This window comes from Streptomyces sp. NBC_00461 (genome assembly GCF_036013935.1).
Taxonomy (GTDB): domain Bacteria; phylum Actinomycetota; class Actinomycetes; order Streptomycetales; family Streptomycetaceae; genus Streptomyces.
On the sequence record NZ_CP107902.1, the window covers coordinates 5533242 to 5555798 of the forward strand.

Consider the following 22557-nt stretch of genomic DNA (forward strand, 5'->3'; position numbering starts at 1 on the left):
GTGCCAAGTAGCCGTCCACGCCGGGCAGGACGCGCTGACGTCGGCCGTATCCGCAACCTCCGGACAGGACTACGCTGGAGGCCAGGCCCCAGTCCCCGGTATCGATGCTGTGTCCCGCTCCCGGGGAGGCCCACCGTGTTCGTCCTGCCCCTCATCCTCATCGCGGTCCTGTTCGGCTTCGGCTTCCTTCACCCCATCTGGTGGGTGGCCGCGGCGGTGCTGGTCTACGGCGCAACCCGGCACGGCCGCGATCGTGGCGAAGGCCGGAGCCGTGGCGGCGGTTCCGATCTCGGGGACTACCGGGACTATCAGGAGCGCCGGGATCGTCAGGACCGCTGGGACCGCCGCTACAGCCGCCAGAACCGGGCGCGCTGGCGGCGCGAGGACCGTCGGGACCACGAAGACCGCAGGTGACCCGTGGAGCGACCTGGCAGTCATGTGTTCCGGACGGCTTCAGCCGGGCCGGGCACGTCGAATTCGCTGAGAGGTACATGCCATGCATCGCACAACCCTGCTGCATGAGGACCACTGGAAGCTGCGGGCCGAGGCCACGTGGGGGGAACGCAGCCGCTGGAGAGGATCTCGTCGCACTGCGCGCCGAGAACGATCAGCTGCGGCGGGCGCTGGCCGGCCGTGCAGTCGTGGACCAGGCCCGCGGCATGCTGATGGTCCTGACCCCTTGCAGCCGCGGGACGGCCAGGGACCTCCTGGTCGACATCTCGCGGCAGTGCCACACCAAACTTCCTGAGGTGGCCGCAGCCACGGTCGCCGCCTGGGAGGGCAAGCCGCTGCCGCGGCAGATGCAGCCGGGTGCCCCGTGGGAGTGCCGAGGACGCCGGGCGAGGAGCGGGCGGAACACCGCGCGGACGCCCAGGCGGCGTTCAGGCCACCGGCTCACGCCGAGCCTGTTGCAGCCAGGCCGCCCTTCGGAACCGGTGGCCCGGATCGCAAGCACGGCGGGACGACAGCGGGCTTCGCGTCTTCCGGAGGAGAGTCGGTCACCACCTATCGTGGTGGCTCCGTCCGGAGATCCATCGGATGGAGGAAATACGCCCTGGCGACGGGCCTGGTGTTCGCCCTGGCGATGATCACGGTCACCCGGTGGAGGTGATCATGGGCAAACCGGTGGCGGCCGTGGTCAGGAACGAGCCGGGCAGGGGAACCTCGGTGGGCGGTGGCTCGGCCGGTACCCCGGGTCCCGGCGACAGCCGGACACCCACCCCGGGTGCGTCCAGCGGCACGGCGCCACAGACGGCCGGCTCCGCCTCGCCGGACGCGAGCGCGGCGCCGGACACCACTTCTGGTGCCAGCTCCAGCCTCAGCGATTCGGCGTCGTCCGCGCCGTCCAGCGGCGCCGCCATGAGCAGTCCGACTCCACGCTGAGCGAGCAGTGACGAACCTCCAGAACTCGGCGGGCGTCGTCGTCGGCGAGCGGAGCGCGTAGGACCTGGTCCGAGAGGCGTCGGCCTGGCCTGCGGTTCCCATGAAGAGCACTTGTTCTCCGCGTACTCACGTTTCCGTTCCGCTGCGCCGGCCTCGCGCCGAGACCGTACTAGCTCGCGCCGTACGGTGCGGCCCATGGCAGGCGATGCGGCGTGCGCCGGTCAGGAACGGGGCTCAGCCCCAACAGAGCCGTCGGGAACGCCCGGTCATGTGGTCGGTGGGCTCGTACCGCTGGTGGACGGCTCGACTCCGTGGCCGTCCCGTCTTCGCACGACTGACGGTCGCACCTTCCTGGTGGGGCCGCTGAGAATCGACCGTCCGCACCCGGAGACTGCCTCGGGCAGCCACGCCCGCGTCTGCCCGGGCGAGGCCCTAATGCACCCGGTCCTCGCCGGTCTCCTGCGTGTCCTCGTCCGGCAGGTGCACGTCGTTGACCGCGATGTTCACCTCGACGACTTCCAGGCCCGTCATCCGCTCCACCGCCGCGATCACGTTCTCCCGGACCTCTGCGGCGAGGTCGGTAATGCTCACCCCGTATTCGACGACGACCTGGAGGTCGATGGCGGTCTGCTTCTGACCGACTTCGACCTTGACGCCGCGCCCCGCGCTCGATTGCCCGCCCGGGACCCGGTCGCGCATGGCTCCCATGGTGCGTGTGAATCCGCCGCCCAGCGCGTGGATTCCGGGGACCTCCCGTGCGGCGATGCCGGCGATCTTCTCCACCACCCCGTCGGCGATGGTGGTCAGGCCGCGGGTCTCCGGCGGTTCCTGCGGCCCGGGCCGTGCGGCGTGCAGCGTCGTGCCGGTGCGGGGCTCATCAGAGCCGGGCTTGGGCAGGGTCGAACCGTTCTGCTCCGTCATGCGAAGCCACCTCCTCGGGTGGTGCACGGACTGCCGTGCCCGGGCGGCCGTCGGCCGCCGCCTGTCGTGCGGCTTGCCGAGTACCGCGCTGCGCCTCGTCCACGCCCGCGTACGGCATCACATCGCGGCCACGGTCCAGGCCCTGGGAACAGGCGGGTTACCGGCCACCCACCGGACCGCACCGAGGACTATGCTGCTGTACGGACGTCCCAGACCCCGGCGGCTTGTCGTTGCTCGACACAGATGGCGCGCGGAGCGGACTCGTAGTCCGTCACCCGGCGGCATCCCTGGAGGGAACCGGGTGGTCCTCTGTCCTGGCGCACAGGCGGTCGGACCGGCCTTCGCTCCGACTCCGCCGAACGTACGCCCCCACCGGGAGCGCGCCATACAGGCCGGGTATCCGGCGTCACCGCGCCCGCTGCCGGATGGTCCCCAGAACCGAGGCGTCATGCCCCTCCCGCAGCTCACCGTGTGTCGCCATGACCGGAGGAAACGGGCACTGATCACCCTGGCCGGTGAGATCGATCTGGAATCGGCGTCACTGGTGCGCGCGGCACTGGAGCGGTGTCTGTACGACGACATGCACACCATCGACGTCGACCTCACCCCCGTCACCTTCTGTGACTGCAGCGGACTCAACGCCTTCCTGTACGCCGCGCAGCAGACCACCCTGGCGGGCGGGACCCTGCGACTGCACCACCCGCCGCCTATGCTCGCCCTTGTCGTCGGCCTCGCCGGCTGCGGGTTCCTTCTCCTCGGCACTCCGTTCGGCCCCCTGCCACCTCCTCTCGGGGACACCGCGGCCATGCCCGCTCCAGCCCCGCCACACCGGTCTGTCCCGCTTGCGCCTGTTCTCTCGGGCGATGTGCGATGACGGCCGGAGTCGGGCGGGGACAGTCACGGAAGCCGGGAGACGGCGAGCCCTGCTCCATGGCTCCGGTGCGGTTGCGTGGGCTGAACCGTTGGCTGGTGGAGGACATGCTTGAGGACCTGGCGGGACTGTATGCGGAGTCCCGTGCGACGGCGCCGGGTGAGGCGTACCGCTGTCCCGGCCGCCAGAACTTCCTGAACCGTCTCACCACGGACATGCGCCGGCCGGGATTCGCCATGGTGATCGGCGAGACGGACAGACTGATGGGATGCGCCTTCGGGTTCCCTGCACGCGGCGACGGCTCGTGGTGGTTCGGTCTCGACGGAGTACTGCCGCGCAGCATCGATCAACTCACGCCGACCGACCGGGTCTTCGCGTTCGGTGACATCCTGATCCGGCCGCACCTGCAGGACCGGGGCCTCGCCCGCAGGGTGCAGGAGCGGCTGCTGACCGACCATCAGGCGTCACTCGGCGCCGCGCTGGTGGACCGGGCCGATCGTGCAACCTCCGCTGCGTTCCGCTCCTGGGGGTGGCTGGACGTCGGAGAGCTTCGCAGGCCGGCCGGTCCCACCAGGTTCCGCGCGCTGGTGCTTCCCGTCGGGGAACGCACCACGGCGAGGCTGGAGGGCCTTGTCACGATGCCTGGAGGCGGTGGCCCGGGTGGTCCCTGAGAGGCGGTCGGCCCGCATTCAGATGCTGGTGGCCGAGCAGGCGGCCCGGCGCGGTGCCCGGGTCGGTGTGGTGGACGTGTGTACCGCGGCTGTGGCCGCGCTGCCGGTCGGCGGGGCCGGGCTGTCGGCGATGTCCAAGGCCGCGCCGAGCCACCCGCTGTGCAGCACCGACGACATCAGCGAGCAACTGGAAGAGCTCCAGCTCACGCTGGGCGAAGGGCCCTGTGTGGACGCCTTCCTGCACGGCTCGGCCGTCCTGACACCCGATCTGCTCACCCGTGACCTGCAGGACCGCTGGATGGTCTTCGCCGAGGCGGCCCTGGAAGCCGGGGCACGCGCGGTCTTCGCGCTCCCTCTGCAGATGGGGGCGATCAGCCCGGGAGTTCTGGACCTGTACGCCGATGTTCCGGTCCGGTTGGACGCGGAGGAACTGGCGGACGCGCTGGCGTTCTCCGATCTCGCGACTTTGGTACTGCTCGACGCGCGAATCGACGAGACGGGCGGGCCGCGCGATGGTCCCGTCGGGGACCTGGGCACATACCGGGCGGAGATCGACCAGGCCAGCGGGATGCTCACGGTCCAGCTCGGGGTCGGCATCGAGGAAGCCTTCGTAAGGCTCCGCGCCTACGCCTATGCACAGGGACGCCGGCTCGCCGACGTGGCCGCGGACGTGGTGGCCCGGCAGCTTCGTTTCCCACCGGACGCGGAGCCGGGGCAGGCCGAGGAGAAAACCTGACGCGGCGGTGCCGGCCGAGGAACGTGCTGTACTTCCCGCCCCGTCGGGCCGGGACTAGGCTCAATTGAGGGTGCCCACGATGAATGAACAGCTTCTGGCCAAGACCTTCGTTGAGCTGGCCGACAACCTGGTCGCCGACTTCGACCTCATCGACTTCCTGCGCCTGCTGACCGACCGCTGCGTCGGCATGCTCGACGCGAGCGCCGCCGGGGTGCTGCTCGCCGACCGGGACGGCAAACTCCGCGTCATGGCCGCCTCCGACGAACACGTGCGTGTGCTGGAGCTGTTCCAGCTCCAGAACGACGAAGGCCCCTGCCTCGATTGTTTCCGCACCGGCGCACCGGTGATCATCCCCGACCTGACCCGGGAGGTCGACCGCTGGCCGCGTTTCGTCACGGCGGCCCACCGCAGCGGGTTCGGGGCCGTCCAGGCTCTGCCCATGCGCCTGCGGGACGAGACCGTGGGCGCCCTGAACCTTTTCCGCGCCGTGCCCGGCCCCTTCGAACCGCCTGCCACACTCATCGCCCAGGCCCTGGCCGACGTCGCCACCATCAGCCTGCTGCAACAACGCACCGCCCAGCGCAGCACGGTGCTCAACGAGCAGCTGCAGACGGCGCTGAACAGCCGGGTGCTGATCGAACAGGCGAAGGGCAAGCTCGCCGAACGCCAGGGCATCGACATGGAGCAGGCGTTCAGCGCGCTGCGCGGCTACGCCCGTTCCCACAACCGGCGCCTGTCCGACGTGGCCCGCGCCTTCATCGCCGACTCCGAACCTCTGGCCGGTCTGGAGTCCTGACCCACGCCGCGGCGGGGCCCGCTACCGCTCTGCGCCGTCCTCGATCAGACGGCGGTGCAGTTCCGTGGTCATGACGTGGATGGCCCGGGTCAGCTCGGTGTTGGTCTTGAGTTCCAGCTCCTGCTCGACGAAATCGTGGTCGGCCTTGATCTGCTGGAAGGCCGCCTGCCGGTTCTGACCGATCATGACGAACGTGGACAGGAAGATCGCTTCCAGCGACACCACGAGCGTCAACGTGGGCCAGGGGCTGCCCTCGACGAACAGCATCCAGAGCACGAAGGCGACGGCGTGGAGGTAGACGAACGGCATCGAACCGGCGAACTTGGTGATGGCGTCGGCGATCCGCAGTTGGGCGTCCCCGGCACGGCTGTTGCGGTGCGCAACGACTGCGGGGTGGTGCATGGCCTGGCTGTCCTGCTCGCTCATCGCGCCGCGCCTCTCGCGTTTCGGGGCTTCGCGGGGCACCGCCGACCACAGGCAACGGCCCCCGCGCATCCCTGGAGCCTAGCCGCGGGGCTCGGCCATCACCTGGTCGCGCAGGCGCGCACAAGTGCGGGTGATCAGACGGGAGACGTGCATCTGCGAGAGACCGAGCTGCAGGGCGATGCGGTTCTGTGTCATCTCCCCGAAGAACCTCATGTAGAGGATCTTCCGTTCGCGTTCGGGCAGGGCCCGCAGCAGCGGGCGCAGCGCCTCACGGTCGACGATCACGTCGAAGCGCGGCTCCGGGCCACCGAGCGTGTCCGTCAGTGGGTGGCTGTGCCCGGAAGGGCCGGGTACGGCGTCCAGGGACAGGGCGGTGAAGCTCTCCAGTGCCTCCTGGCCGAGCCGTACCTCCGCCTCGGTGAGGCCGGCGTGCGCGGCGATCGCGTGAACGGAGGGTTCGTGGCCGTGGAACGAAGCGAGCTCATTCCCGGCGGAGCGGACCCGGCCGCGAAGCTCCTGCACGCGTCGCGGCACATGTACGTCCCAGAGATGGTCACGGAAATGCCGTTTCACCTCACCGAGGATCGTCGGTATGGCAAAGCTCGGAAAGGCGGTGCCGAGGCTCGGGTCGAAGCGGGTCACCGCCTTGACCAGGCCGAGTTGGGCGACCTGCGTGAGGTCTTCGAAGGACTCGCCGTGATGGCGGAAGCGCCGGGCGAGCCGTACGGCCATCGGTGCCCAGGCGCGCACCACCTCCTGGCGCAGCGCGGTCTTCTGCGGGCCGTCCGGCAGGGCGACGATACGGCGGAACGCGGCATCGGTGTCCGGGGCGTCGTCGTGGGCGTAGGGATGTGCGCTTCTTGGGCTCTGTGTGCGTACGTCCGGCATGGGCACGTGTCTCCCCGATGGGTGGCGTCACTCACCGTGGGAGCCGGCAGGCCGCAGCACGTTGGGGAGCAGCGACAGCTGCTCGCACGGGCGTGCCTCCGGTCTGAAGCACACTCGACGAGTTCCCGGACAGCCCGCGTTCAAACAGGGTTTCCGCCCCGACTGCGGCTGCCCATGGATGGTGTGCGGGCGAATCCCGTTCGTCGCCGCGTTCCTCTTCGTGATCGACAAGTCGGTCGGCTCACTCACCGTTCAGTTGCCCGGGGCCGCAATGGCCCCGTGCCCCCAACTGGCCCCGGTACGGCGCCGATCCGGGGCTACGCTGGCGTACAGACGTCCCGGACCCCGGCGCCGCACCGCCCATCGGCCACGATGGCACTCCCGTACATCTCCCGGTCTACTGAACCGAGGCGCCCCATGAGCAGTCCGCGGCACCCGCACGAACCCGATGGCTCAGAGCGTCCCGTCCTGGACACGGTGCGGCTGCGCCGGCTGAACCGCTGGCAGGCCGAGGGCCTGCGGGAGGATCTGGCGGATCTGTACGTGGAGTCGTCCGTCACCCCGCCCGGTGAGGAGTTCCACGGCCGGCAGGGATTCCTGCGCCGGCTGGAGCGCGACGTACGGCTGCCGGGATTCGACATGCTGGTCGCCGAGGCAGAGGGTTTGACCGGCTGTGTCTCAGGGATTCCCATACCGCGCGACGGCTCCTGGTGGGAGGGGTTCGACGGACCGATGCCACAGAACCTGGAGCAACTGACCGCGTCCGGGCATGTCTTCGCGATCCTCGAAACCGTAGTCCATCCGCACCGGCACGCCCCCGGGCTCGCCCGCCGGCTCCAGGAGCGTCTGCTCGCCGACCACCAGTCCTCGCTCGGCGTCACCCTGGTGAATCAGTCCGCCCGTTCGGTCTGTGCCGCTTTCAAGGACCGGGGCTGGCAGGAGGCGGGGCAGATCCATCGCCTGCCCGGTCCAACGGCCCTGTGGGTACTGGTCCTTCCACTTGGCGGTCGCACGCAGGATCATCCGGACGGCCTCGCTCACAACGACCGGACCCAACGGCCCCAATAGCCGCCCGCAGCGGCCGGACACGGCGCGTACCGAGACGTGGAGGAGCGGGTGGACGACATCCTGGACACTCCGCCCGACGGTGCCTTAGACCGGATCGCCGCGCTGGCCGCCCGCCTGTTCGACGCGCAGGCCGCGACGGTGACGCTCGTGGACACCGACCGGGTCTGGTTCAAGGCCGCGTACGGTCTGGCTGGGGTCACGCAGATCGGCCGGGACCCGGGACTGTGCACCTCGGCGATCCTCACCGGCAGCCCTCTGGTCGTCCCCGACACCCTCCGACGTCTCGGGCACCGCACACACCAGCGTGCCCCTCCCACTCCCCGACAGCACATGACCGGGCCGAACGGGCGATGAGCCGACAGGACGACCCGCCGGGCGCGCACGCCGTCATCTCCGGTCCGCCGAACGGAGGCGCCGCAGTGCCTGGCGCAGCTCCTGTCGTACCCGTTCCGGGAGCGCCTCGTCCTTCGTCGTGGCGACCAGCGCCGCGGCCACGTCCCGGAGCTTGATGTTGCAGCGCTGCGACACGTCCACCAGCAGATCCCAGGCCCTCTCACTGGAACAGGGCGCCAGGGCCATCACCATGCCGCGCGCCTGGTCGATCACCGCACGGCTCACCAGCGCCCGCCCCAACTGCTCGTTGCTGGCGCGCAGTTCGACGACCTCGGCCAGCAGAGCCGCAGCCGCAGTCGTCGACAGCGGCTGCGCTTCACGGGGCGTGGTCACCTGGTGCATGGTGCGTACCTCACAACGCAGTCATCCTGTCCATGGGTGGTCGGCGGCATGCCAGTTGCCGTTCGCCGGCCGCGCCGGACTGGTAAGGGCGGGCCGTGGTGTCGGTCACCTGCGGTGCTCGCTGCCCCGACGGACCTCGCGTCTCCGCCGAGCCCGATGCCGACGGCGGTCCCGGTGGTCCCAGTACTCCCCGGGACCGGAAGTGCCGCCACGGTCCCAGCCCCCGCCTTCACCACGGCGGCCGTATTGGGCGGCGCCGAACACCAGCACGACCGAGGCCGCGGCCACCCACCAGATGGGGTGGAGGAAGCCGAAGCCGGACAGGACCGCGATGAGGATAAGGAGCAGGACGAACACGACGGGCCCCCGGAGCGGAACAGAGCATCACAGCCGGGGGCCGGGGCCTGTTCGGACAGCCTAGCCCTGCCAAGGGACTGCTGGTAGCGCCCCGTGTAACGGTCTCGCACCCGGAGCGGACGGCCACTTGCCGGCTGTTCAGGGAGCGCGGCAAGGGCTGGTGTGCGCGGTACGGCCCGAGCCGCCGCCGGTCGAAGCCCCCGCCGAGGCTCCGGTCATCCCGGCGCCCCCTGCGCAGCTCCCAGAACTCCCGGGTGTCGACACCGTGTCGACAGGGGAGGTTGCCGGGCGTTGACCGGCAGCACGGCTTAGGGCCATGCCACTCCGGATCATGCGGTCACGCATTCCACCTTCCCGATTCGCCGGACTCCGCGGAACTCAGGAAATCGCCGCGATCCGGAGGCCCGGCGATGATCTGGATGCAGGCTCCGGTACAGGCGCAGGTGGTCACCAGGGGAGGATCCGCTGCCGCCGCGGATGCTGACGGCGACGGCGGGCAGCGGCATCACCCCGGTGGCGGGAATGCCGCGCACGCTCGCGCGCCGCCGCGCCGCCGCGCCTCCGGACCCGCCCCCGGCGTCGTACTCCTGCAAACCGAACCCGGCCCGGACGGGTTTCCTCTTCCGGCCTCGCGGAGCGGCGGCGCGTCCGCCACGAGGGCCGGCACGACCGGACCGGGAGATCACGCAACGGTTGCAGCGCGGGTGGGCATGGCAGGGATCCATCGCACCGGCGTATCCATCGAGGGTGCGAGGCGCACCAGCCGCAGTACCATGGATCGTGGGTTGGCTCACTCTCACGTGCAGTCGCCCGGAAGGGCGACTCCGGCGTGGTTGCGCCGGAGTCGTTGGCTCAGCCGCAGTGCCGTTTCCGGCCGGGCGGCGACCTTCCAAGGGACGCGGCCCGCGTCGACCGGTGTCCGGCTCGGGAGGGACAGGGCATGATCCACGCAGCCGACATCCGCGAGTGGCGCACCCATGAGGTCGTCGACCCGAAGGGGCACAGGATCGGCGTGCTCGAAGCGGTCTACGTGGACACCACCACCGACCAACCGGCCGTGGTCACCATACGGACCGGGCTGCCGACTCGCCGTCACCTGGTCTTCGTGCCCGTCGACGACGCACTCCTGGGTCCGGGCTACGTGAAGATCGCCTACACCAGGAGCCTGGTCAGGAAGGCTCCTTCGATGGGCATGGACGACATCCTGCCCGCCGAGCAGGAGGAAGCGATCTTCCAGCACTACGGGATGACGTACCAGCCGGGCGCGAACGGCGAACGCAAGCTCGCACGCCGCTGAGCGACGGCACGGTCCAAGGGAGGTGTCCGAGTCGTGGCGTACTTCCTCTTGTTCGCCCTCGTTGCCGTCGTCCTGGGGATCATCGGCGTGGCAGCCGGAGGTCTGGGCTATCTGCTGATCATCGGCATCGTGGTTCTCGTGGCCGATGTGACCGTGGCCGCCGTGTGGCTGTCCCGGCGAGCCCGGCGGCGTCCTCTCCGCTGACGACGACGGGTGGCAGCGGACGACCACGACCTTGCAGCGCGCCGACCTGCGGTCGAAGAGCGGATGCCGTCTTCTGCTTCGCCGCCGCGGGTTCTGGACCCGCTGTGGGGGCGGATCACGCCCGTCACCGTGAACCCCAGACCCGCTCCCGGGCCGAGTCCCAGTCGGCCTCGGCCGCATCCCAACGCGGGCAGGACGCCCTGCCTCTCGCGCCCCCGCATCGGCCGGCCCCGGCCGTCCCCCCCCCGGAACGCACAGTCAGGCGCGCTTCTCGGCCGACTTCGGGGATCTCCCTGGGGGCGAGGGTTTCCGACCTCCCCCGATCAGCGCTCCTGTACCAGCAGCATCTCTCTGAGGCTGACGCCCGACGAGAGTCGAGGCGGGCACGTGCTCTGATCACCGTTTGGGTCCCGCCCGGAAGCACGCCCCCGTCGAGAGCCCACGCGATGGGAGCGCGTGCGCCCTGGGGGCACGCGACGGGCGGGGCGTGGTTGAGGTGGCCCACCACGGTTCGGGTGCGCGGTCTTGGTCTACGGGACGAGTGGCGGAAGTGCTGTTCATGAGTTCTGGTCGACGTCGTTCCGCCGGAGCCGGCGAGTGTTCGGAGCGGCCGAAAAGGGTGCTCGCTCTCATCGGGCCGGAAGATCTGACCTAGTGTCAAGAATGGCTGCGCCGACGCCTGTTGTCCGGTCGGAGTGGCCGCGCAGGAGCGCCGAGGAGGACACGGTGCCTTGGATCGATCCGTATGTGGGGAACGACGGCGCTCAAGTCCGGGGAGTCGGTCGCTGTGCTCCGGGCCCTGTCGCTGTCCGGGGGCAGGGTGAGCCGCCGGCCGCCGGTGCGGCGGACTCGTAAGTCCCCGAAGCGTGTCCCGGCCCCGACGAAGCCGAGAGGGCCCCAGCCGTTGGTGCTGGGCATGGCGGCTGCCGCGGGTGTCGGGTTCTGCGGCGCCGTGGGGCAGTGGCTGCTGGGCAACTGGTGGCTGCTCGCCGTGCTCGCCGCCGTCGTGGCCGGGGCCGGCGGTCTCTGGCTCACGCAGTGGGCGGTGAGCGCCCGCTGCTGGGAGCGGGTGCACGTGCGGAGGCTGCGGTACAGGCTCCCCCAGCTCGACGGGCTCCACCATGAGGACTTCGAGTTCGCGGTACGGGACCTGATGTGCCGTGACGGCTGTGCGGTTGCGGTGCAGGCGGGCGGGACCGGGGACAACGGCGCGGAGCAGATGTCCCGACGATCAGGACGCCTCGGAAAAGTAGGGACGATCCGTTGACTTCTGTGCGGTCGGAACCCTAGCTTCAGCGTCAGCCGGTTCGGTAAACCGTGCACCGTTCGAGATATCGACCAACCTGTGTGTTCGGTTGTCGTGCCTCCGGAAGGAACCCGCATGCCCGTTCAGGGTCTCGTCCCCCGTACAAGACGCCTGTGCAGAGCCGTCCTCGTCCGTACCGCGGTGCTCGCGATGGCCGCCGGTGCCCTGGTCGGCCTCCAGCACCAGCAGGCCACCGAACTGGGCCAGGCGGAACCGGTCGCGGTGACGTCCAACCAGATCGCGGTACCCCCGGCGCCGATGGGCTGGGCCTCGTGGAACACCTTCGTCGCGAACATCGACTACAACGTGATCAAGGCGCAGGTCGACGCGTTCGTCGCAGCCGGACTGCCGGCGGCCGGGTACAAGTACATCAACATCGACGAGGGCTGGTGGCAGGGCACCCGGGACAGCGCCGGCAACATCACCACTGACGAGTCCGAGTGGCCCGGCGGTATGAGCGCCATCGCCGACTACATCCACAGCAAGGGCCTCAAGGCGGGCATCTACACCGACGCCGGCAAGGACGGCTGCGGCTACTACTACCCGACCGGCCGCCCCGCCGCGCCCGGCAGTGGCAGCGAGGGCCACTACGACCAGGACATGCTCCAGTTCTCGAAGTGGGGCTTCGACTACGTCAAGGTCGACTGGTGCGGCGGCGACGTCGAGGGCCTCGACGCGAAGACGACGTACCAGGCCATCGGCGACGCCGCCGCCAAGGCGACCGCCACCACCGGCCGCGAGCTGAAACTGTCCATCTGCAACTGGGGCAAGCAGAACCCCTGGAACTGGGGCGCCGGCATGGCCGCCCTGTGGCGTACCAACACCGACATCATCTACCACGGCCAGTCGCCGTCGTGGGACAGCATGCTCGCCAACTTCGACACGAACGTGCACCCCTCGGCCCAGCACACCGGCTACTACAACGACCCGGACATGCTCATGGTCGGCCTGGACGGCTTCACCGCCGCCCAGAACCGCAGCCACATGAACCTGTGGGCCGTCTCCGGCGCCCCGCTCCTCGCCGGCAACAACATAGCCACGATGAGCACCGAGACGCGTGACATCCTCACCAACCCCGAGGTCATCGCGGTCGACCAGGACCCGCGCGGCCTCCAGGGCGTCAAGGTCGCCGAGGACACCACCGGACTGCAGGTCTACAGCAAGGTCCTGTCCGGCACCGGCAAGCGGGCCGTCGTCCTGCTCAACCGCACGGGCAGCGCGCAGAACATGACCGTCCGCTGGTCCGACCTCGGCCTGACCGGCGCCTCCGCCACGGTCCGCAACCTCTGGACGCGCTCCAACGTGGGCAGCTTCGGCACCAGCTACACCGTCTCCGTCCCCGCCAAGGACTCCGTGATGCTCACGGTCACCGGCGGCACCGAGGCGGCGAGCGCCACGTACGAGGCAGAGGCCACCGCCAACACCAAGGGCGGCTCCGCGGCCAACGCCACCTGCGCCAACTGCTCCGGCGCCACCAAGGTGGGCAACGTCGGCAACGGCGCCGCCAACACCCTCCGCTTCAACAACGTCACGGCCGACGCCACGGGCACCAAGGTCGTCGACATCGCCTACACCAACGGCGCCAACGCCGCCCGTACGGCCGTCCTCCAGGTCAACGGACAGCAGGCCACCACGGTGTCCTTCCCGCCGACCGGCTCCTGGACCACGCCCGGCACCGTCTCGGTCGAGGTGTCCCTGGCCAAGGGCTCGTCGAACACGCTGACGTTCTCCAACTCCTCCGCCTGGGCACCGGACTTCGACGCCATCGAGGTCCGCCCGCTGCCCGGCGCGAACGGCGCCCAGGTGGTCGGAGCGCAGTCGAACCGCTGCCTCGACATCAACAACAACACCATCACCAACGGCACCGACGCGCAGCTGTGGGGCTGCAACGGCGGCGAGAACCAGTCGTGGAACAACACCTCCCGCAAGCAGCTCGTGGTCTACGGCAACAAGTGCCTGGACGCCTACAACCGGGGCACCACCAACGGCACCAGGGTCGTCATCTGGGACTGCAACGGCCAGAACAACCAGCAGTGGAACGCCAACGCGGACGGCACCATCACCAACGTGAACGCCGGCCTCTGCCTGGACGCCAACGGCGGGGGAACCGCCAACGGCACCAAGCTGGTCCTGTGGACCTGCAACGGCGGCAACAACCAGAAGTGGGCCCTGTCGTAGTCCGCACGACAGTGCGAGGGACTGCAAGGCGTTCGGTGTAACTCCCGATCATGGATGTTGCATCGATGACCAGTGAGAACGTGTCCGAGTCCGAGGCTGTCGAGTCCACGAAGGCCGTGGACGACCAGTTGATGTGACGAGTTGGCGGGCCGGGCCCGGGCCGATATGGCGATCATGTCGCTCGGACCCCCACCGGCAAGGGCCAGGCCCGCTGGACCATGCGCTGGAAGACCGCGCTGAACGCCTTCGACATCACTTTCGACGGCCGCCTGTCGGCGGCCCGTCACCAACCCCAACCACTCCAGTCCCAAGGACGGAATCGTGGACATCACCAGACGTCAGCTCGGCCGGCTCGCCGGGGTCGGCACCGGGGCGCTCCTGCTGCCGGGCCTGCTGCCACCGAGCACGGCGGCGGCAGCCACGCCTCCGGCCGGCACGTGGGGCGACCAGGGCGACGGCACCTACGTCAATCCCATCATCCCGGGCGACTTCAGTGACTGGGACTGTATCCGGGTCGGCGCCGACTACTACGGCATCACCAGCACGTTCGGGTACTCGCCCGGCGTGGCCGTCCTGCACTCGAAGGACCTGGTCAACTGGCGCACGCTCGGCGGCGCGGTCGACGATCTCACCAGCATCGGGCCTGAGCTGAACTGGGACCGGATGAACCGCTTCGGCCGGGGCGTGTGGGCCGGGGCCATCCGGTACCACGCGGGCCGGTACTGGGTGTACTTCAACACGCCCGACGAAGGCTTCTTCATGACGTCGGCCCCGTCGCCGACCGGGCCCTGGGACCCGCTGACGGCGGTGTGGCGGACCACCGGCTGGGACGACCCGTGCCCGTTCTGGGACGACGACGGCCAGGGCTACCTGGTCACCACGCACTACGCGGACAGCTACAAGGTGAACCTGTTCAAACTGTCCGAGGACGGCAAGTCGCTGGTCGGTTCGCCCACGGTCATCCACCAGTCGCCGGGCAGCGAGGCCAACAAGCTGTACAAGATCAACGGTCTCTACTACCACCTCTTCAGCGAGGTGAAGTCCGAGGGCCGGGTGCTCATGATGAACCGCGGCTCCAGCCTCTACGGCCCGTTCGAGACCCGGCAGCTGCAGCACGTCAACGCCTCGGTGGACCGCGAGCCCAACCAGGGCGGCCTGGTGCAGGCCCCGGACGGCACCTGGTACTTCGTGACCCATCACGGCCACGGCGACTGGGAGGGACGCGTACTGTCCCTGCTGCCGGTGACCTGGGTGGACGGCTGGCCGATCCTGGGCTCGGTGGGCGCGGACGGCATCGGCAACATGGTGTGGACGGGCCAGGTGCCCGCCGGCGGCACGCCCGGTCTGCCGGTCGACGCGCTGCCCTCCGTGGTGACCAGCGACCTGTTCACCGACACCCGCCTCAGGCCGCAGTGGGAGTGGTACTACCAGCCGCGCGCGGACCGGTGGTCGTTGACCGAACGCCCCGGCTACCTGCGATTGAAGGCGTTCGCACCGCTGGCGGCCGACAACCTGACCAAGGTCGGCAACACCCTCACCCAACGGGTGCTGCGCACGGCGGGCGGCGCGACGGTGACCGTCCGCCTCGAACTGGCCGGCCTCGACGACGGCCAGCACGCCGGGCTGTGCCACTACGCGGCCACCTACGCCGGGCTGGGTGTCCGGCGCTCCGGGACCACCACCACGATCGCGCACAACGCCGGCGGCACCCTCACCTACGGTCCGGTGATCACGCAGAACGCCGTGTGGCTGCGCACCTCCTGGGACGTCAACGGAGTCAGCCACTTCTCCTACAGCCTCGACGGGAACGCGTTCACCACGTTCGGCGGCACCTACCAGCTCACCTGGGGCGGTTACCGCGGTGACCGGGTCGGCCTCTACACCTACAACCCGAACGGCACCGGCTACGTCGACGTCGACTCGGTGCAGTACACCCTCGCACCCACCAGGGCCTACAAGTGCGTCAGCGTGCGCAGCGGCAAGGTCGCCGACGTCTCCGGCGCCTCGAACGTGGATGGCGCCGCCGTGATCCAGTGGCCCTACTCCGGCGCATCGAACCAGCAGTGGGCCTTCCAGTCCACAGCGGACGGCTACCACACCATCATGTGCGTCCGCAGCGGCAAGGTCCTCGACGTGGCAGGGTCCTCGACGGCCGACGGCGCGCGGATCGTGCAGTCGATCCCCGACGGCCGGACCAGCCAGCAGTGGCAGTTGGGTCCGCAGACCGGTGGCGTGTTCGCCGTGGTCAACCGCAACAGCGGCAAGGTGCTCGACGTCAGCGGAGGCAGCACGGCCGACGGCGCCGCACTGATCCAGTACCACGACGTCGGCAGCTCCAATCAGCGATGGACCTTTCAGCGCGTCACCGGCTAGTACTCCACCTCGATCCACCGGGCTGATCTCGGTGAGCGGGAACCTCGTACCTCATCCGGCGAGCGTCCGCGCCAACCACGCCCCTGCCCCTTCGCGGCTGTCAGCGGCAGCGCCGCAACCGCGCCGAAGAGCCTCAGCGAGCCGCGTCATCGGCCGGTACAAGTGAGGGTCGGCTGCCGTCGGCAGCCACCGCCCGAACCCAGCGGCCACAACAGTTTCTGGAGGTCTGAATGCCGTCTGCTTCTCTCAACCGCCGATCCTTGCTCAAGGCCGCCGGTGTCATAGCCGCCGCAGCAACCGGCGCCACCGCGATCGGTGATTCCACCGCTGAAGCGGCGGAATCACCGGCGCGGTCCGACATCGGCGTCTCGGCCTACGCGTTCGACCTCGGCCAGGTCCGGTTGACCACCAGCCGGTGGCTGGACAACCAGAACCGGACCCTGGCGTACCTGCGCTTCGTCGATGTCGACCGGCTGCTCTACAACTTCCGCGCCAACCACGGGCTGCCGACAAACGGCGCGGCGGCGACCGGCGGATGGGATGCCCCCACGTTCCCGTTCCGTACCCACATGCAGGGGCACCTCCTCACGGCCTGGGCCCAGGCGTATGCCGTACTCGGCGACACAACCTGCCGGGACAGAGCCAACTACATGGTCGCCGAGATGGCCAAGTGCCAGGCGAACAACACCGCCGCCGGGTTCACCGCGGGCTACCTCTCCGGCTTCCCGGAGTCCGACTTCAACAGCCTCGAATCGGGCACGCTGGGCAATGGGAACGTGCCGTACTACTGCATCCACAAGACCCTGGCCGGCCTGCTCGACGTGTGGCGCTACATCGGCAACACCCAGGCCCGCGACGTGCTGCTGGCGCTCACCGGCTGGGTCGACCGGCGCACCGGTCAACTCAGCTACAGCCAGATGCAGAGCCTCATGAACACCGAGTTCGGCGGCATGAACGAGGTGCTGGCCGACATCTACCAGCAGACCGGCGACGGGCGCTGGCTCACCGTCGCCCAGCGGTTCGACCACGCCGCCGTCTTCGACCCGCTGGCGTCCAACCAGGACCAGCTGGGCGGCCTGCATGCCAACACCCAAGTACCCAAGTGGATCGGCGCGGCCCGGGAGTACAAGGCCACCGGCACGACCCGCTACCGGGACATCGCCACCAACGCCTGGAACCTCACCGTCGGCGCGCACACCTACGCCATCGGCGGCAACAGCCAGGCCGAGCACTTCCGTGCCCCGAACGCGATCGCCGCGTACCTGACCAACGACAATTGCGAGCACTGCAACAGCTACAACATGCTGAAACTGACCCGCGAGCTGTGGCTGCTGAACCCGGACCAGGCGTCGTACTTCGACTTCTACGAACGCGCGCTGATCAACCACGTCATCGGGGCACAGAACCCGGCCGACAGCCACGGGCACATCACCTACTTCACCCCGCTCAAGCCCGGTGGCAGCCGTGGCGTAGGTCCGGCGTGGGGCGGCGGCACCTGGAGCACTGACTACAACAGCTTCTGGTGCTGCCAGGGCACGGGCCTGGAGACCAACACCAAGCTGATGGACTCCATCTACTTCTACAACGGCACCACGCTGACGGTGAACCTGTTCTTCCCGTCAGTGCTGAACTGGAGCCAGCGCGGCATCACGGTCACCCAGACCACCAGTTACCCGGTCAGTGACACCACCACCCTGACCGTCACCGGCAACGTCAGCGGATCGTGGTCGATGCGGATCCGCATCCCCGACTGGACTTCCCATGCCAAAGTCAGCGTCAACGGCGTGGAGCAGAACATCACCACCACCCCGGGTACGTACGCCACTCTGACCCGTGCGTGGGCCGCCGGCGACACGGTCACCGTCCAGCTCCCCATGCAGGTGGCCCTGCACGCCGCCAACGACAACGCCAACGTCGTCGCGGCCACATACGGTCCGGTCGTGCTGGCCGGAAACTACGGCAGCACCACGCTGTCGTCGCTGCCGTCGCTGACCACCTCCTCGGTAGCCCGAACCAGCACCTCCTCGCTGGCCTTCACCGCCACCGCCAACGGCGCCACGGTCAACCTCGGCCCGTTCCACGACGCGCAGGGCTACAACTACACCGTCTACTGGAACGCCGACGGCTCGGGCGCAGGCGCGACCCAATACCGTATGGTCAACGCGGCCAGCGGGCTCGTGCTCGGTGTCCAGAACATGTCGACGGCCGACGGTGGGCCGGCCCTGCAGTGGACCGACAACGGCACCGCCGACCACAACTGGGAGATGATCACGGACGGCACCGCTGTCCGGTTCCGCAACGCCAACAGCGGCAAGGTGCTCGGCGTGCAGAACATGTCCACCGCCGATGGCGCGGTGGTCCTGCAGTGGACCGACAGTGGCACCGACGACCACCGCTGGACGATCGTCGACAACGGTGACGGTACGCACAGGATCCGCAATGTGAACAGCACCAAGCTGCTGGCCATCCAGAGCGACTCCACCGCCGTCGGCGCGCAGGCCGTCCAGGACTCGGACAACGGCAGCGCGGACAACCTGTGGCGGTTCGTCCCCAACGGCGCCCGGCGGATCCAGAACCTGGGCAGCGGCCTGCTGCTCGGCGTACAGAACATGTCCACCGCCGACGGCGGCCTGGTCATCCAGTGGGGCGACAACGGCACCGCCGACCACTTGTGGACCGCGGTCGTCGACTCGGGCGGGTACATCCGACTGCGCAACTCCAACAGTGCCAAGGTGCTCGGCCTGGAGAACGCCGATACCGCCAACGGCACCCGCGCCGTCCAGTTGCCGGACACCAGCTCCAACGACCGCCTCTGGCGGCTGAAGTACACCGGCAACGGGTACTTCCGCATCCAGAGCGCCAACGGCGGCCGTCTCCTCGGCGTAAGCGGTGCCTCCACCTCCGCGGGCGCCCAGGTACTCATCTGGGACGACAACGGCACCAACGACCACCTCTGGCGGTTCGTGTGACCATGCGGTGACAGTGGACCTGCGACCCGGCAAGCGCCCTCAGCACCAAGAAGAACCAGATCTGGCGCCTGCAAGGCATCAGCTGACTTGAGGGGCTTCTCCACAGGCAGGCCCCGAGCCGCGCCCGCTCCAGCAAGATCAGCGCCGGGAGGCGTCAACGCAACCCGCGCCGACAATGCTGACAGGACTAATGACGCCGCGTATGCACGCTTCCAGCGTCCGACCGCTTCACCGAACGGTATTCGGTATATCGATCAGGCCGGCGTCAGCGGGTGCCCTTGACCGCGACGCCGTACCAGCGGAGGCCATTCACGTGCCGCACACTCGCCCACCTCCGGCTGGCTGCACCGCATCCTCGTCGGCCGCTTCACCGTCCTGCCGCAGCCGCCCGTCCGACCGGAACAAAGAGATCCATGCGCCGACGAAGGCTCAGCGTGAGCGATGGCCCCACGCCTGGAGCACCTGGGGTCTGCCGTACCGCACTCGTGCCGCAATGGCGTATCGGCCGCTGTCCGTTGGACAGCCAAGCCTTCCGTGGCCTCGGATCCGTTCGTACCTGTTCTCAATCGATGAACCATCGCCCTTGGAGACGACATGAACCTCAGATCACCGATCCACCGGAGACTCCCAAGACGGACCTCACTCCTGGCCGCCCTCTCCCTCACCGCCGCTGCGCTGGTGAGCTGGTCGGCGCCGGCGGCACAGGCGGCCACCGCGACCTCGATCACCGTCGACGGCTCCGGCACGGGCCGGACCTTCGACGGTGTGGGCGCGATCTCTGGCGGCGGCGGCAACACCCGGCTGCTGATCGACTATCCGGAGCCGCAGCGCAGCCAGATCCTCGACTACCTGTTCAAGCCCGGCTACGGCGCCTCGCTCCAGTCCCTCAAGATCGAGACAGGCGGCGACACCAACACTACTGACGGCGCCGAGGCCAGCCACGAGCACACCCAGGGCGTGGTCGACTGCAACCAGGGCTACGAGTGGTGGCTCGCGGAGCAGGCCAAGGCCCGCAATCCCAACATCAAGCTCTACGGGCTCGCCTGGGGCGCGCCCGGCTGGGTCGGTGGCGGCAGCAACACCTTCTTCACCTCCAACGCGATCAGCTACCTGACGGACTGGATGGGCTGCGCCGCCCAGCACAAGCTCAACATCGACTACCTGGGCGGCTGGAACGAGCGCGGCTTCAACAAGACTTGGTACGAGAACCTCAAGTCCGCCCTGGTCTCCAAGGGCTACGGTGCCACCAAGCTGGTCGCGGCCGACGACAACTGGTCGGTGGCCGACGCGATGGCCGGCGACCCGACGTTCAAGAACGCGGTGGACGTCGTGGGCGTCCACTACCCCTGCGGCTACAGCAACGGCGGGGCCATCGGCAACAACTCCGACTTCAAGAGCTGCGCGAGCACCAGCACCGCGCAGAACCTCGGCAAACCGCTGTGGGCGAGCGAGAACGGGTCGGAGGACGCCGAGGCCGGCGCGACGTCGGTCGCACGGGCCGTCAACCGGGACTACATCGACGGCCGTATGACGGCCTACTACAACTGGCCGCTCGTCGCCGCGCTCTATCCCAACACCTACTTCGCCTTCAACGGGCTGGCCGTCGCCAACCAGCCCTGGTCGGGCCACTACAGCATCGCCAAGACGGCCTGGGTCCTCGCACACACGTCCCAGTTCGCGCAGATCGGCTGGCAGTACCAGGACTCGGCCAGCGGCTACCTGGGCGGCGCTTCGTCCAACGGCAGCTACGTGACACTGAAGTCGCCGAACCACAGTGACTACAGCACCGTCATCGAGACGGTGGACGCCACGGCCGCGCAGACCATGACCGTTCACGTCACGGGCGGCCTGTCCACCGGCCAGGTCCACGTCTGGGGCACCAATCTCAACTCGCCCAACGACAGCGACCACTTCGTGCACACCACCGACGTCACCCCCTCCGGTGGCAGTTACACGCTGACACTGCAGCCCGGCTACGTGTACACGGTCACCACGACGACCGGGCAGGGCAAGGGAACCGCCACCGCGCCCTCGGCGGCCCCGCTGAGCCTGCCGTACTCCAACAACTTCGAGACCCCGGCGACCACCACGTCCCCGAAGTACTTCACCGACATGAACGGCGCCTTCCAGACCGTGGCCTGCGGCGGAGGGCGCACCGGCACCTGCCTGCGCCAGATGGCACCAGCGGCTCCCGTCCGCTGGACCAACGAGAACTACTACGCGCCGTACACCCTCATGGGCGACGACTCATGGGGCAACTACACCGTCACGGCGGACACGATGTTCGAGCAGTCCGGAGCCGTGGAGCTGCTGGGGCGCATCGGCATGCAGGGCCGCAACGACAACGGCCTGCAGGCGTACCACCTGCGGGTGAGCAGCACCGGCACGTGGTCGATCGTCAAGTCCGTTGTCAACAGCAATAACACGTGGGGGTTCACGACCCTCGCCAGCGGCACTACAACGGCACCGGGCACCAGCCAGTGGCACACCGTCTCACTGACGATGCAGGGGTCGACCATCAGCGCCAAGCTCGACGGCACGGCTCTGGGCAGTGTCACGGACAACAGCTACACCCACGGCCGCGCCGGACTGGGCACCGTGGACTCCACCAGTAGCGTGAACGGGGGCGGTTACCAGACACAGCAGTTCGACAACTTCTCCGTCACCCCGGGGAGCAACCCGATCCCCACCCGTTCGGGCCCCGTGCCCTCCGGCCTCGCCGGCAAGTGCCTCGACCTCAACCAAGGCAACACCACCAACGGCACCGCGGTGCAGCTCTACGACTGCAACCAGAAGGCAGGGTCACAGACCTGGACCTACAACGCCGACGGCAGCCTGACCATCGGCGGGAAATGCCTGGATGTCGTAAAGCAGGGCGTGACCAACGGCACTCTCGTCGACATCTGGACCTGCAACGGCGGAGACAACCAGAAGTGGACTCCGCAGGCTGACGGCAGCCTGCGCAGCATGCAGTCCGGACGCTGCCTGGACGTCCCCGGCGGCAGCACCGCCAACCTCACCCAGCTGAACATCTGGTCCTGCAACAACGGCACCAACCAGAAATGGACCCTGCCGTAGGCGAGCAGCGCAGGTCTCAGGGACTGGGCCGCAGCCCCGCGCGCCCAGCCCCCTGTGAGGTCGCCGAGCATTTCCCGCGTTCTCTTATGCCGCTCCCTGCAAGCTCGTAGGCCGAGCGCCGAAGGGCGAATCCTCTGAAGCTTGTAGGGTTGCCACAATCGGTGTGGCGGGCACGTGAGACGCCAGCGCTCGCGGCCGTGGCGCTCACGGTGGCCGGACGCCTTGGGTGACGTCGTTGTCGGCGGTCATGCATTCCCCAGGATCTTCATGATCAGCGTCACGTAATTCCCCACCTGGGCT

General features: G+C 69.0%; 21 protein-coding genes. 15 read left to right on the forward strand and 6 right to left on the reverse strand.

Annotated elements, in window-relative coordinates:
• Window positions 1–135: 135 nt before the first annotated feature.
• Both OG870_RS25915 and OG870_RS25920 read left to right on the forward strand, forming a co-directional pair.
• Window positions 136–414: a hypothetical protein gene (locus OG870_RS25915; RefSeq protein WP_327691522.1), complete on the forward strand. Its 279-nt coding sequence runs from the start codon at window positions 136–138 to the stop codon at window positions 412–414.
• 251 nt (window positions 415–665) lie between these two features.
• Window positions 666–1088 (forward strand): hypothetical protein, encoded by a 423-nt coding sequence (locus OG870_RS25920; protein WP_266520512.1) that lies wholly within the window; start codon window positions 666–668, stop codon window positions 1086–1088.
• Between the two features lie 6 nt (window positions 1089–1094).
• On the opposite strand, the gene OG870_RS25925 is transcribed toward OG870_RS25920, so the two are convergent.
• A complete protein-coding gene (locus OG870_RS25925) occupies window positions 1095–1361 on the reverse strand; it encodes a hypothetical protein (protein WP_266518854.1) in 267 nt (88 codons plus the stop codon).
• A gap of 454 nt (window positions 1362–1815) precedes the next feature.
• Window positions 1816–2304, reverse strand: a complete 489-nt coding sequence (locus tag OG870_RS25930) for an Asp23/Gls24 family envelope stress response protein (RefSeq protein WP_266518856.1) — start codon at window positions 2302–2304, stop codon at window positions 1816–1818.
• A 448-nt stretch (window positions 2305–2752) separates the two neighbouring features.
• On the opposite strand from OG870_RS25930, the gene OG870_RS25935 reads away from it, so the two are divergent.
• The 4 genes from OG870_RS25935 to OG870_RS25950 all read left to right on the forward strand — a co-directional run bounded on the left by OG870_RS25935 (window position 2753) and on the right by OG870_RS25950 (window position 5378).
• A complete protein-coding gene (locus OG870_RS25935; RefSeq protein ID WP_266518858.1) occupies window positions 2753–3178 on the forward strand; it encodes an STAS domain-containing protein in 426 nt (141 codons plus the stop codon).
• Between the two features lie 104 nt (window positions 3179–3282).
• On the forward strand, window positions 3283–3846 hold the full coding sequence (locus OG870_RS25940) for a hypothetical protein (protein ID WP_266842094.1): 564 nt from the start codon (window positions 3283–3285) through the stop codon (window positions 3844–3846).
• Window positions 3836–4582: an ANTAR domain-containing protein gene (locus OG870_RS25945; protein ID WP_266588981.1), complete on the forward strand. Its 747-nt coding sequence runs from the start codon at window positions 3836–3838 to the stop codon at window positions 4580–4582. The genes OG870_RS25940 and OG870_RS25945 overlap by 11 nt, the downstream gene beginning before the upstream one ends.
• A gap of 79 nt (window positions 4583–4661) precedes the next feature.
• A complete protein-coding gene (locus tag OG870_RS25950) occupies window positions 4662–5378 on the forward strand; it encodes a GAF and ANTAR domain-containing protein (protein ID WP_266518862.1) in 717 nt (238 codons plus the stop codon).
• 21 nt (window positions 5379–5399) lie between these two features.
• On the opposite strand, the gene OG870_RS25955 is transcribed toward OG870_RS25950, so the two are convergent.
• Together OG870_RS25955 and OG870_RS25960 are read right to left on the reverse strand one after the other, a co-directional pair.
• Window positions 5400–5804 (reverse strand): DUF1003 domain-containing protein, encoded by a 405-nt coding sequence (locus OG870_RS25955; RefSeq protein WP_266518864.1) that lies wholly within the window; start codon window positions 5802–5804, stop codon window positions 5400–5402.
• 78 nt (window positions 5805–5882) lie between these two features.
• Window positions 5883–6692 carry a SigB/SigF/SigG family RNA polymerase sigma factor gene (locus OG870_RS25960; RefSeq protein ID WP_266588985.1) on the reverse strand — a complete coding sequence of 270 codons (810 nt, stop codon included), beginning with the start codon at window positions 6690–6692 and terminating at the stop codon, window positions 5883–5885.
• Window positions 6693–7109: 417 nt separating this feature from the next.
• On the opposite strand from OG870_RS25960, the gene OG870_RS25965 reads away from it, so the two are divergent.
• Window positions 7110–7760 (forward strand): hypothetical protein, encoded by a 651-nt coding sequence (locus tag OG870_RS25965; protein ID WP_266518868.1) that lies wholly within the window; start codon window positions 7110–7112, stop codon window positions 7758–7760.
• Between the two features lie 48 nt (window positions 7761–7808).
• Window positions 7809–8114, forward strand: a complete 306-nt coding sequence (locus OG870_RS25970; RefSeq protein WP_327691524.1) for a GAF domain-containing protein — start codon at window positions 7809–7811, stop codon at window positions 8112–8114.
• Between the two features lie 33 nt (window positions 8115–8147).
• Here the strand turns inward: OG870_RS25970 and OG870_RS25975 are convergent, their stop codons facing one another.
• Window positions 8148–8495, reverse strand: coding sequence for an ANTAR domain-containing protein (locus OG870_RS25975; protein WP_266518872.1), 348 nt, complete (start codon window positions 8493–8495; stop codon window positions 8148–8150).
• Between the two features lie 105 nt (window positions 8496–8600).
• Window positions 8601–8852 carry a hypothetical protein gene (locus OG870_RS25980; RefSeq protein WP_266518874.1) on the reverse strand — a complete coding sequence of 84 codons (252 nt, stop codon included), beginning with the start codon at window positions 8850–8852 and terminating at the stop codon, window positions 8601–8603.
• Between the two features lie 940 nt (window positions 8853–9792).
• Here OG870_RS25980 and OG870_RS25985 point away from each other — a divergent pair.
• From OG870_RS25985 to OG870_RS26015, 7 genes are all read left to right on the forward strand, one after another.
• Window positions 9793–10149 (forward strand): PRC-barrel domain-containing protein, encoded by a 357-nt coding sequence (locus OG870_RS25985; protein ID WP_266588991.1) that lies wholly within the window; start codon window positions 9793–9795, stop codon window positions 10147–10149.
• A gap of 33 nt (window positions 10150–10182) precedes the next feature.
• Window positions 10183–10353: a hypothetical protein gene (locus tag OG870_RS25990; protein WP_266518878.1), complete on the forward strand. Its 171-nt coding sequence runs from the start codon at window positions 10183–10185 to the stop codon at window positions 10351–10353.
• A gap of 916 nt (window positions 10354–11269) precedes the next feature.
• Complete coding sequence (locus OG870_RS25995; RefSeq protein WP_266838942.1) at window positions 11270–11620, forward strand: hypothetical protein; 351 nt, start codon at window positions 11270–11272, stop codon at window positions 11618–11620.
• A 189-nt stretch (window positions 11621–11809) separates the two neighbouring features.
• A complete protein-coding gene (locus OG870_RS26000) occupies window positions 11810–13837 on the forward strand; it encodes a ricin-type beta-trefoil lectin domain protein (protein ID WP_443063468.1) in 2028 nt (675 codons plus the stop codon).
• Window positions 13838–14158: 321 nt separating this feature from the next.
• On the forward strand, window positions 14159–16210 hold the full coding sequence (locus tag OG870_RS26005) for a family 43 glycosylhydrolase (RefSeq protein ID WP_327691527.1): 2052 nt from the start codon (window positions 14159–14161) through the stop codon (window positions 16208–16210).
• 230 nt (window positions 16211–16440) lie between these two features.
• Window positions 16441–19179, forward strand: a complete 2739-nt coding sequence (locus tag OG870_RS26010; protein ID WP_327691528.1) for a beta-L-arabinofuranosidase domain-containing protein — start codon at window positions 16441–16443, stop codon at window positions 19177–19179.
• A 594-nt stretch (window positions 19180–19773) separates the two neighbouring features.
• Entirely contained in the window at window positions 19774–22257 is a 2484-nt protein-coding gene (locus OG870_RS26015; RefSeq protein WP_327691529.1) for a ricin-type beta-trefoil lectin domain protein, read from the forward strand.
• Window positions 22258–22557: the final 300 nt, after the last annotated feature.